Below are 10461 nucleotides of genomic sequence, written 5' to 3'. Positions count from 1 at the left end.
ACCCGGATCACCATCGCTGGACCAGCCCCAACCGCGCCCACCCCAACGACCCCGCTGACGACAACGTCTTTGCCGACGGCCGCAACAACCCCGATAGCAAACGCCCCGCCAACGACCCCTCCGATCGTGTCGGCACCTGGCCGCGTGAACGCCTCAGCGCTGTCTTTCGACGTGCCGTCTGGATGGACGGTAAGTGCGGTCGACGAAATGCCAGCCGGCAGTTCGGCGCGCGACACCAAGGTGGTTCTCGATCCCGCAACCACGAACTATCTGATCCGGGCGTACGTGACGCCGCTGGACTCCTCTCGGAGCGTCCGGCGCAAGGCCGAGGATCTGGAGGCGGGTCTCTCCGGCAGGTCAACCGCCGGCTACAGCCGAGTCGAGATGGCTGACTTCGACTTCGGCGACGCCAACGGAAGAAGCTTCCCAGCCGTCTGGTGGGAGTACGACCACGATGTGGACGGTATCCGCCTGAGGTCGATCAACATCCTGTTCGACACTGCCAACTTGAGCATCGGTTTCGTCACTCGGACTCCCGTCGGCGTCGCCGACGGGTACGGGACCCTGTTCGAGCAGGTTCGGCAGTCGGTGGAGGTCCGATGAGGCGGTTCGTCCTCGTAGCGGTGGTTCTCTGCACAGCCTGCTCGGGCGAAGCGGCGGGCCGTGCCGTGCGATCCGATGGTCCCGCTTCGTCCGCGACGCCAGGGAATTCGGGGGCCTCGACGCTGCCGGCGGCGGAGCCGCTGGGCCGAGACTCCGTGTCGACCTCCGGCGCTCCTGTTGTGACGACAGCGTCGCCGTTGCCGTCAATTCTGGTACCCCCTAATCCTCCTGGGGTAGTTGTCAGCCGAAACGGTGTCGTGCTGCCGGTCCTCGAGAACCGCCCGGACGGTCGCCTCGTTCGCACGCCATGCGACCGGACGATCCTGGTCACCGAGGGGACCTTCATCGAGCGAGTCGACGTCGTGGTCGACCCCGGACACGGAGGCCGGGCAACCGGAGCCGTGGGCCCAGGTGGGCTGGGCGAGGCCGATGCCAACCTCGCGGTCGCCGAGCTAGTCGTGGCGAAGCTTGAAGCGGCTGGTCTCTCAGCCCTCCTGACCCGGACCGGTGACTACGAGATGTCCTTGGGAAGCCGGGCACAGACAGCGCGCAGCGCCGGAGCATCTGCCTTTGTCTCGATCCACTTCAACGCCGACCCAGATGGTCCAGCCCCCGGTCCTGGCTCCGAGACCTACTACCAGGCTCAGTCCCCTGACTCCCGGCGCCTCGCAGGACTCGTCTACGAGGAAGTCCACGCCACGCTCAGTGGCTTCTCGGCCGGGTGGGCTGGTGATACCGATGCTGGCACGAAGTACCGGTTGAACGCCGGCGGCAACGACTACTACGGCATTCTCCGCCATTCCGCCGGGGTGACAGCAGCACTCATCGAGTCCGCCTTCATTTCCAATCCCAGCGAGGAACGCCTGATCGGCGATCCGGCCTTCCAGGCGGCACTTGCTGATGCGATCGCACGAGGGGTCGTTCGCTTCCATCGTACGGGCGACCCTGGATCGGGCTTCGTCGAGCCCTATGCGCGAGAGACCGACGTAGGTGGGGACGGTACGGCCGGTCCCCGTTGCGTGGAGCCCCCGCTGTGAGCGAACTGCTTGCCGGCCGCTACCGGGTCCTTCGGGAGCTGGGTTCAGGTGCGATGGGGGTGGTGTGGGAGGCCCACGACGAGGTGCTCGACCGGCTGGTGGCGTTGAAGGAGCTTCGGCCACCCACCGGCCTTGATCGCGAGGCTGCGGTTCAGCGGTTCCTGACCGAGGCCCGGGCGGCCGCCCGGCTCAAGCACGCCAACATCATCACGGTCCACGATGTGGTGAGCGACGGCGGCCGGGTGTTGATGGCATTGGAATACCTGGATGGGCCGACATTCGCTCAGTTGCCGCTGCCACTCGATCCGGCCACGGCGCGTGGCCTGCTCGCGCAGGTGGCCGGTGCGCTGGCCGAGGCCCATGCCAACGGGATCGTCCACCGCGACCTCAAGCCCGACAACGTCTTCGCTCTGGCCGACGGCCGGGCCGTGGTCTGTGACTTCGGGCTGGCTCGGATCGGGGCTGGCACTGGGACCCAGGCGGGCACGGTGATGGGCACGCCGGGGTATCTCGCTCCTGAACAGGTTCGAGGTGAGGCGGTTGGCCCGGCCGCTGATGTGTTCGCCTGGGGTGCGCTGGGCTACGAGCTGCTGACGGGTTCACCGGCCTTCGGATCGCCCGAGTTGGACCCGGCCACGTTGCTCTACAACGTCGTCCATGTCGACCCAGCGCCCCTGACCGCCGCAGGTGACCCCGATCTGGTCGCCCTCGTCGGTCAGTCGCTCTCGAAGGACCCCGCTGCCCGTCCACCGTCCGGGATCGAGTTGTTCCAGGCGTTGACCGGAGTGGCACCGGCCTCGGGGTGGGTGGCGCCGGCTCCGGCCGGGATGTCTACACCGTCGCAGGGTCCGTGGAACCCTGGGGTTACGAGCTTCGTCCCGCCGGGGACGCCCAGCCAGGCGCCGATGATGGTCCCGGCCAGGGGCAAGGCCGGCTTGATCGCCGGGATCGCCGGCCTTGTCGTAGCGGTACTCGCTCTGGCGGTTGCTCTCGCCGTCGTCGTAGGCGGAGGAGGTGGAGGAGGAAATGACGACAACGGTGTCGCCGCCAGCAGCGGCAAGGACGAGACCAGGATCGCCATCGCCACCGCCCCGACGAGTCCGCCGTCCGCGACGGCGCCACCGACGACTCCACCATCTGTCATCGAGCAACTGTCTCCAAGCGGCATCCGGGCCATCGCCGAACGGCAGTCGTCTCGACAGCGGTGCAACAACAACGAGGTCAACTCGTACAGCGCGTTCAATCTGATCGACGGCTCCGACCAGACCGGGTGGGGTGCCGGAGCGAACGACGGCACGGGTGCGTCCGCGACGATCACTTTCGATGCTCCGGTGCAGCTCACTCAGATCGGTCTGACCCCGGGGTACACCAAGGTCGGCCCACGCGCCGCCCAGAACTGCCAGGCCGTCTCGGCCTGGCAGTTCAACCGGTTCGTCACCGCGGTGGAGTATCGCTTCGACGATGGGACCACGGTGACGCAGTCATTTACCAACGATCCCGTGATGCAGTTCATCGACGTGAACGTCCGCACCGAGAACGTGGTGCTCACCATCCTGGGCACGCAACGACCCCCGGGAGCGGATGACGACACGATTCTCTCCGAGATCAACTTCCGAGGACACCGGTGAGGACGGCATCGCTCGCCTTGCTGCTGACCGTCGCCGGCTGCGGTGGAGTGTCGTCCCCTGGCCCCGCGTCGTCTAAGCCGCCCACGACCACTGCCGCGGTGCCGACCAGTGCGACCCCGGCCACCTCGGAGATTCCCGGCACCACCGTTCCACTCCCAACCGGCCCGGCCGTGGCCAGCAGCAGTACGACGGAACCGAGCGAAGCCGTGGAGGTGTCGATCAGGATCGAGTCCCGGGCCGACGACGTGTCCTTCGAGGACTTCGAGACCGTCGTGATGATGACCCTCCTCGATGAGCGGGGATGGTCGTCCGCAGACTTCCGATTCTCCGAGGACGAGAACGCAGCATTCCGTGTGATCCTCGCCGAGCCTGCCGAGGTGGATCGCCTCTGCGCCCCGTTTCGCACGAACGGTCGAGTTTCCTGCCAGAACGGCCCGGTGGTCGCCATCAACGCTGATCGGTGGCGCACTGGGGTGCCCCATTGGAACCTCGGGCTCGACACCTACCGCCGATACCTCGTGAACCACGAGGTTGGCCATCTCATCGGAATGCGGCATCCAGAGCCCCGCTGCCCCCAAGCTGGGCAACCGGCGGCCGTAATGTCACAGCAGACACATGCCTTGGAAGGCTGCTTGGCCAACGTGTGGCCGCGGCAGTGGGAACTGGACCTCGCACGGCTTCGACCGGCGACGCTGGCGCCCGACCCTGACTGGGCGCCCGGCCCACCACCACGAAACGAGGGCACATGAACCGGTTCTGCGATGCCTGTGGCACGCCGATGACCCCGCATTCTCGCTTCTGCGAGAACTGCGGTCAGGCGGCCGCGCTGCCCGTAGCTCAGGCAGCAGTCTCGCCCATTCCATCGACGAGGCAGGGAAGCGTCGTGCAGGTCCTGCCAGCCGCACCGGTCGGCGTGCCGCCCTCGCCCGTCGCTGTTGTCCCAGTGCAAGCGGCGATGCCTGTCGCCGCTGCTGCGCAGGTCGGGTCCGCAGGATCGCTGCGCCTCTCGACGGCTGGCAAGCGCTTCGGAGCGAGCTGCCTCGAGTCCCTGCTATTCCTGGTCACGATCGGGATCGGCTGGATGATCTGGTCGTTGATCGTGTGGGGTAGAGGCCAGACTCCGTCGAAGCAGCTTCTCGGAATGCGAGTTGTGAAGCAGGACACCGGGCAGGTTGCGACCTGGGGCACCATGTTTGTGCGCGAGTTCGTCGCAAAGACCCTGATCGGCTACGGCTCGCTTGGCATCACCTCCATCGTGGGCTGCTTTATGGTGTTGAACGACAATCACCAGGCATTCTGGGACAGGCTCGCCAGCACCCTCGTGGTCGATGAGTCCTGAGGGCTGGAGAGGCTTCGATGTTCTGTGACCGCTGCGGTTCGCCCGTCTTCGAGGGCAGCACCTTCTGTGACGAGTGTGGAGCTGCCGTCGTCGCCGTTGAAGCCCCTGCGGTCGTTGCCACAGGGGGATACCACGTCGGTGCCGAGCTCCTCGACTGGCTGCTTCGGGTCGCCACGCTCGGCATAGGGTGGTGGGTCTGGTCGATCCTGCTCTGGAGCAAGGGGCAGACGCCGGCCTATTCACTTCTTCGCCTAAAGGTGGCGGCGACCGAGACTAATCGCACCGCCCGACCGGGCAGGATGGCCCTGCGGGAGATCGTGGTTCGGCGATTCATCATCGTCGGCACTCCGGTGGTCGTGGTTCTCCTGCTGGTGGCGACCATCGGGCACGGCGACATGAGCCTGACCTGGTGGCTCGCACTTCTCGGTGCCTATCTCGCCGCGGTGGTGTTCGACAACGCATTCGCTCTTGGTGCGGGGGGTCGCCCACTGCACGACCGCCTGGCCTGGACATCGGTCTCGCCGGCTGGATGAGAAGGTGAGGTTCTGGTGGATGATGGCGGTGCTGGTGGCGGCTGGCTGTGGGCTGTTGGGCGTCGGAAGCAACCGCGCCGGATGGCGACGTGTCCCCGGCCACGGTTCGACGGCGAGGTTCACGCCGGCGTGCTGATCGTCGACTCGCAATGGGCCGAGGCGGTCGCCGGGACGTTCGACGGGCTGTTGGAGGCCGGCTTTCCAATCAAGAGCGTCCGGCCGGTGTCGGACTACAACGCCGACGACGACCGCTCGATGGCCGACAACAACACCAGCGGGTTCAACTGCCGACCGGTAGGCGGGAGCAACCGATGATCATAGCACTCCTACGGCCTCGCCATCGACATCAACCCGATACAGAACCCGTACGTGCACGACGGAGTGGTCGAACCGCCCGCCGGCCACCAGTTCGTCGACCGGAGTTCCGGTGCCGCCGGGCTCATCGTCGAGGGGGATGCCGTGGTAGGTGTATTCGATACCATTGGCTGGAAATGGGGCGGCCGGGGGTCGGAACCCGACTATCAGCACTTCTCGGTGCCAGGGCGGTGAGCTTCAGCGATGTCTGAATCCGAATCCAGTGCCGAGGTGGTCGCCGGTCGGTACCAGGTTCTGGGCGAGTTGGGCTCTGGCACCATGGGCGTGGTCTGGCTGGCGCACGACACGGTGCTTGACCGAACCGTGGCCCTGAAGGAACTGCGACCACCGGCCGGCATCAACCGGACGGAGGCCATCGAGCGTTTCCTCACGGAGGCACGCGCCGCCGCCCGCCTTCAGCACCCGAGCATCGTGACCGTCTACGACGTCGCTGCCGACGGCGACAGGGTGCTGATGGCAATGGAACACCTCGACGGGCTGACGTTGGCTCAGGTCCTCGATTCGTCGGGCGCACTGCTACCCGAGGATGCCCGGAACATCGGCACCCAGATCGCTTCCGCGCTTGCCGAAGCTCATGCCAACGGGATCGTCCACCGCGACCTCAAGCCCGAGAACGTCTTCCTGCTCCCCACCGGCCGGGTCGTGGTCTGCGATTTCGGCCTCGCTCGCATCGGTGCCGGTACCGGGACCCAGCTCGGCACCGTGATGGGTACCCCCGGGTATTTGGCTCCCGAACAGGTCCGAGGGGAGACCTCAGGCCCGCCGGCCGACGTCTTCGCCTGGGGATCGGTCATGTACGAGCTCCTCACTGGGCAGCCTGCCTTCGGCGCTCCAACCAACGACATCGCCGCGCTGCTGTGGAGCGTCGTCCACAACGAGCCAGCTCCGCTGGACATCCCCACTGATCCGGACCTCGGTTCGATCGTCCACGCCGCGCTGGCCAAGAACTCGAACGATCGACCACCCGATGGGGCCAGCCTCCACCACAGCCTGGTCGGAGCGACCACGCTCCCACCGAGGGTTCTCGCCGGGTCGATGGCGGGCGGTGCGACCCAAAGCTCATCTCTCTCGAGGGCTGGGTTCCTCCCATGGGTGATTGGTGGCGCCGTTGCGCTGGTGCTCATCCTCGTGGGCACCCTCGTCCTGGCCTCCTCGGGAGGAGGCCAGGGTGGGAACGACGTGGCTACGGGCGACACCCTCGGAGACGTCGGAGAGCCAGCCGACATCGCCGAGGTGACTCAGCCACCGCCGACGGCCCCGCCGCCGACGCCGCCCATCGCCCTTCCGGCCACCCGTCAGGACCCTGTTGCGGCGAGCGCGTCGTGTACCGCCCCGACCGGGACCGACGCGAGCGGAAGCACGACCAGCTACCAGGCCAGCAACGTCCTGGACGGGTTGCAGGACACGGCGTGGCGTTGTCCCGGCTCCGCGGTGGGGCAGTCGCTGACGGTGAGTCTCGGCTCGGTGACCGAGGTGACCTCGGTTGGGTTGCTGCCCGGCTACGCAAAGGTCGACTCGTTCGACGGGTCCAACCGGTTCTTCGAGAACCGGAGGGTGACGGCCGTTCGCTATCACTTCGATGGCGGGACGACGATCGACCAGAACTTCGCCGACTCCCCGACCGTCCAGTCGATCCCTGTCGGTGTCCAAACTCAGTCAATTCGAATCGAGATCCTCGGCACGACGGGCGACGGAGGCAGGGATTTCACTCCCATCTCCGAGGTGGAGGTCGTCGGCCGATGACTCATCTGCGAACTCAGATCCCCGCGAGCGGTTGCGGCGCCTTCGGAGAAGCACCGGGAAGGGGTTGCTGCGTGACCTACCAAGACGCCGCTGGCTTCCCCGCTGTGCCGCCCCCGGGATTGTGTGCATCCGAATGACCAAACGTCGAGTGATCGTCCCATTAACAATCGCTGTGGTCTCGGCGATGCTGGGCATTGCCCTGCTGGCGTTCGCGCTGAGTAGGGGTAGCGCCAACTCCGGTGGAACAGCGGTGTTGAGAGAGACGCCCCGGACCACCTCGCCAGCGGGTTCGTGGTCGTTGAGTACGACGAGCAGCGTGTCGCCCACGACGACAGTGGCGACCACGTCGACGACCGTCCCGCCCTTGTCGCCTCACGTGTTCCCGATCCAGGGGACGAAGGTGCGGTACGGCTCGACCCATCACGACTACCCGGCTGCGGACATGTTCGCCGCCTGCGGTTCACCTGTGGTGGCCGTGACTCGAGCTCGCATCCATGAGGTGTCGTTCACCGATGAGTACAAGCACGCGGTGAACGACCCCGAACTGCGCGGTGGCCTGTCGGTCAGCTACATCGACGACGATCTGGTGCGCTACTACGGCAGTCACCTGTCGGGGATCGCGGAAGGGATTGAACCCGGAGTCGCCGTGGAGGCCGGCCAGATCATCGGGTTCGTCGGTGATACCGGGAATGCCGCCGGTACCGGATGTCACCTGCACTTCGGGCTGTCCAGCCCGTGCAACCTCACGCTTCGGAAGTGGGAAGTCCGCCGGGGAGTAGTCGCTCCACAGCCGTTCCTCGACGCCTGGCGCAACGGAGAGGACGCCAATCCGGCTGCCGAGATCCGTTCGTGGGAAGCCGCCAACCCGGAGAGGTGCTGACGCCCCAGTCCTCCAGGAGTTGTGACCGAGCGCGTTGCCCCGAGAGTTGAACTTCGGTGACGAGTTGCTGGAACAGCTTGCCGCCGCCGTTATTGGCGGGGGGTAGGGGTCACAGTTGAGTCCCAGGCACTGGTGTAGTGGCAGCAAGGTCCGCCGGACGCGATGACCGCCGCGTCAGCCTCTTGAAGGTCCTGCGAAGGAACGGACGAGAGGAAGAACGCGGTGGCCAACAACATGGACGCGCCGGCGTGGTTGCGCAAGTGTTGGACGCCACGCTGGATGAGCACGTGGTGATGGCGTAGCGACATCGGGGGTGGAGACGAGGGGCGGCGAACTGGGCTGGTGGCTGGTGTTTGCGGTTGTTGGAGTGGGGGCGTCAGTGTGCGGGTGTTGTGACGCGCAAGGACCCTCCCGCTGATCTCTGGCGAGTGACGGGAGGGCCCTTGCTGTTGCCCGGAGGCACTGGTGAAGATCGTAGGAAGCAACGCGTCCGAAGTCGAGCGCGCTTTGTTGGCGGGGGAGTTGTCGTGTCCTGGTTGCTCGGGTCGGCTGGGGCCGTGGGGGGGGGCGCGGTGGCGGGTGCTGCGGGGTGGGGGTGGAGTCGAACAGTGTCGCCGGCCCCGGCGGTGTCGCTGTGTTGGGTGTGGGCGTACCCATGTGCTGATTAGCGATGACACGTTGTTGCGGCGGCGAGACCTCGTAGCGGTGATCGGGGCGGCGTTGGTAGCGAAAGCGGTGGGGGTTGGTCATCGTCGTGTGGCGTTGGCGTTGGGGGTGCCGGCCTCGACGGTGCGTGGGTGGTTCCGCCGTTTCGCTCGTAACGCCGAAGCGATCCGGGTGTGGTTCACCGTGTTGGCCCACGGCTTGGACCCGTTGTTGGGCGTGCTGGCACCGGCGACAACGCTGTTCGGTGACGCTGTGGAGGCGGTCGGGGCAGCGGCGCGGGCGGCGGGGTTGCGGCTCGGGGCAGCGGCGCCGTGGTCGTTCGCGTCTTCGGCGAGTCGGGGCCGGTTGTTGTCCAACACGGGTTGGCCCTGGGCGCCGGCTGGTTGAGCAGCGATGGTTCTGGTTTCGATGCCGTCGAATGCCAGGAGGCACCATGGAGGACCGTCGCCGTGATGTGGCGTTGTTTCGTTACTCGTTGATCCGCGAAGCAGCCGACCCTGAGCTGTCCAAGGCCGAGCGGGGCCGGCTCGTACGCGCTCTCGCTGCCCGAGACCATCTCGGCCCCGATGGTGAACGGGTCCGTGTTGCCCGCAACACCGTTGATCGTTGGATCCGGGCGTGGCGCTCCGGCGGGTTCGACGCGTTGATGCCCGCAGCGCGTACGTCGACACCGGTGACATCGGCAGCGGTGCTGGACCTGGCGGTGAAGCTGAAACGCGAAGCCCCAGGACGCACCGCGGCACAAGTCGTCGAGGTGATGCGTGCCGCCGAGGGGTCAGCGCCCTCGGAGCGGACCATCCAGCGTCTGTTCGCCCGCCACGGTCTCAACGTCCGCCCCGGTGGGACCCCACCGCAGGCGTTCGGGCGGTTCGAAGCTGCCGCCGCTAACGACCGCTGGACCGGCGACGCGCTCCACGGCCCCACAGTCGGCGGCCACAAGGCCTACCTGTTCGCGTTCATCGACGATCACAGCCGGGCCCTCACCGGCTATCGGTGGGGCCATTCCGAAGACACCGTCCGCCTCGAAGCAGCGCTACGCCACGGCCTCGCATCCCGCGGGATCCCCAAATCGATCTACGTCGACAACGGTTCCGCGTTCGTCGCTGCTCCGCTGTTGCGAGCGTGTGCGGTGCTTGGCATCCGCCTGGTCCACTCCCGGCCGGGCCGACCCGAAGGCAGAGGCAAGATCGAACGGTTCTTCCGGACCGTGCGCGACCAGTTCCTCGTCGAGGTCCAACATCGAGGCGCCTCCGATCTGATCGAGTTGAACCGGCTCTTCAGCGCCTGGGTCGAGACCGCCTATCACCGCCGGGTCCACTCCGAAACCGACACCACCCCGCTGGAACGCTTCGTCGCCGGCGGACCCTTCACCATCCCGACACCACAGCGGCTCCACGAAGCGTTCCTGTGGTCCGAAAATCGCACCGTGACCAAGACCGCGACGGTGTCTCTGCACACCAACACCTTCGAGGTCGACCCCGTCTTGGTGGGCCGCCGCGTCGAGTGCGTCTTTGACCCCTTCGACCTCACCACCATCGAGATCCGCTACCAAGGCCGAGCCATGGGCACCGGCGTGGCCCGAGTCATCGGCCGCCACACCCACCCCCACGCCAAACCCGAACCCACCCCAGCGCCTGCTGCGACCGGCATCGACTAC

General features: G+C 66.7%; 11 protein-coding genes and 1 pseudogene. All 12 read left to right on the top strand.

What is annotated here, in order from left to right; all coding sequences use genetic code 11:
* Nucleotides 1–207: 207 nt before the first annotated feature.
* Entirely contained in the window at nucleotides 208–603 is a 396-nt protein-coding gene (locus PKD89_RS19285; RefSeq protein WP_289011712.1) for a hypothetical protein, read from the top strand.
* A gap of 257 nt (nucleotides 604–860) precedes the next feature.
* Nucleotides 861–1640 (top strand): N-acetylmuramoyl-L-alanine amidase family protein, encoded by a 780-nt coding sequence (locus tag PKD89_RS19280; protein WP_289011711.1) that lies wholly within the window; start codon nucleotides 861–863, stop codon nucleotides 1638–1640.
* Nucleotides 1637–3268, top strand: a complete 1632-nt coding sequence (locus PKD89_RS19275; RefSeq protein ID WP_289011710.1) for a serine/threonine-protein kinase — start codon at nucleotides 1637–1639, stop codon at nucleotides 3266–3268. The genes PKD89_RS19280 and PKD89_RS19275 overlap by 4 nt, the downstream gene beginning before the upstream one ends.
* A 206-nt stretch (nucleotides 3269–3474) precedes the next feature.
* Nucleotides 3475–4017: a DUF3152 domain-containing protein gene (locus PKD89_RS19270; protein WP_289011709.1), complete on the top strand. Its 543-nt coding sequence runs from the start codon at nucleotides 3475–3477 to the stop codon at nucleotides 4015–4017.
* Complete coding sequence (locus PKD89_RS19265; RefSeq protein ID WP_289011708.1) at nucleotides 4014–4607, top strand: RDD family protein; 594 nt, start codon at nucleotides 4014–4016, stop codon at nucleotides 4605–4607. Before PKD89_RS19270 ends, PKD89_RS19265 begins: the two co-directional genes overlap by 4 nt.
* 17 nt (nucleotides 4608–4624) lie before the next feature.
* Entirely contained in the window at nucleotides 4625–5140 is a 516-nt protein-coding gene (locus PKD89_RS19260; protein ID WP_289011707.1) for an RDD family protein, read from the top strand.
* Nucleotides 5141–5221: 81 nt separating this feature from the next.
* Nucleotides 5222–5455 carry a hypothetical protein gene (locus PKD89_RS19255; protein ID WP_289011706.1) on the top strand — a complete coding sequence of 78 codons (234 nt, stop codon included), beginning with the start codon at nucleotides 5222–5224 and terminating at the stop codon, nucleotides 5453–5455.
* 18 nt (nucleotides 5456–5473) lie between these two features.
* Nucleotides 5474–5689 (top strand): annotated as a pseudogene (locus tag PKD89_RS20020) (M15 family metallopeptidase); the annotation flags it as partial.
* A 9-nt stretch (nucleotides 5690–5698) separates the two neighbouring features.
* The gene (locus PKD89_RS19250) at nucleotides 5699–7258 is read left to right on the top strand and encodes a protein kinase domain-containing protein (RefSeq protein ID WP_289011705.1); all 1560 of its coding nucleotides are present in this window, start codon (nucleotides 5699–5701) and stop codon (nucleotides 7256–7258) included.
* A gap of 133 nt (nucleotides 7259–7391) precedes the next feature.
* The gene (locus PKD89_RS19245; RefSeq protein ID WP_289011704.1) at nucleotides 7392–8138 is read left to right on the top strand and encodes a M23 family metallopeptidase; all 747 of its coding nucleotides are present in this window, start codon (nucleotides 7392–7394) and stop codon (nucleotides 8136–8138) included.
* Between the two features lie 657 nt (nucleotides 8139–8795).
* The gene (locus PKD89_RS19240) at nucleotides 8796–9191 is read left to right on the top strand and encodes a helix-turn-helix domain-containing protein (RefSeq protein ID WP_289011703.1); all 396 of its coding nucleotides are present in this window, start codon (nucleotides 8796–8798) and stop codon (nucleotides 9189–9191) included.
* 31 nt (nucleotides 9192–9222) lie between these two features.
* A partial coding sequence (locus PKD89_RS19235) for a DDE-type integrase/transposase/recombinase (RefSeq protein WP_425591268.1) occupies nucleotides 9223–10461 on the top strand: 1239 nt, incomplete at its 3' end.

The sequence above is a fragment of the Candidatus Neomicrothrix sp. genome, from assembly GCF_035329545.1.
GTDB lineage: Bacteria > Actinomycetota > Acidimicrobiia > Acidimicrobiales > Microtrichaceae > Microthrix > Microthrix subdominans.
This window is presented reverse-complemented; position numbering and strand designations above follow the sequence as displayed.

Bases quoted from the DNA above. Each gene is read 5' to 3' on its own strand.
- PKD89_RS19285 (WP_289011712.1), top strand. From the start codon at position 208: ATGCCAGCCGGCAGTTCGGCGCGCGACACCAAGGTGGTTCTCGATCCC.
- PKD89_RS19265 (WP_289011708.1), top strand. From the start codon at position 4,014: ATGAACCGGTTCTGCGATGCCTGTGGCACGCCGATGACCCCGCATTCT.
- PKD89_RS19260 (WP_289011707.1), top strand. From the start codon at position 4,625: ATGTTCTGTGACCGCTGCGGTTCGCCCGTCTTCGAGGGCAGCACCTTC.
- PKD89_RS19255 (WP_289011706.1), top strand. From the start codon at position 5,222: ATGGCGACGTGTCCCCGGCCACGGTTCGACGGCGAGGTTCACGCCGGC.
- PKD89_RS19250 (WP_289011705.1), top strand. From the start codon at position 5,699: ATGTCTGAATCCGAATCCAGTGCCGAGGTGGTCGCCGGTCGGTACCAG.
- PKD89_RS19245 (WP_289011704.1), top strand. From the start codon at position 7,392: ATGACCAAACGTCGAGTGATCGTCCCATTAACAATCGCTGTGGTCTCG.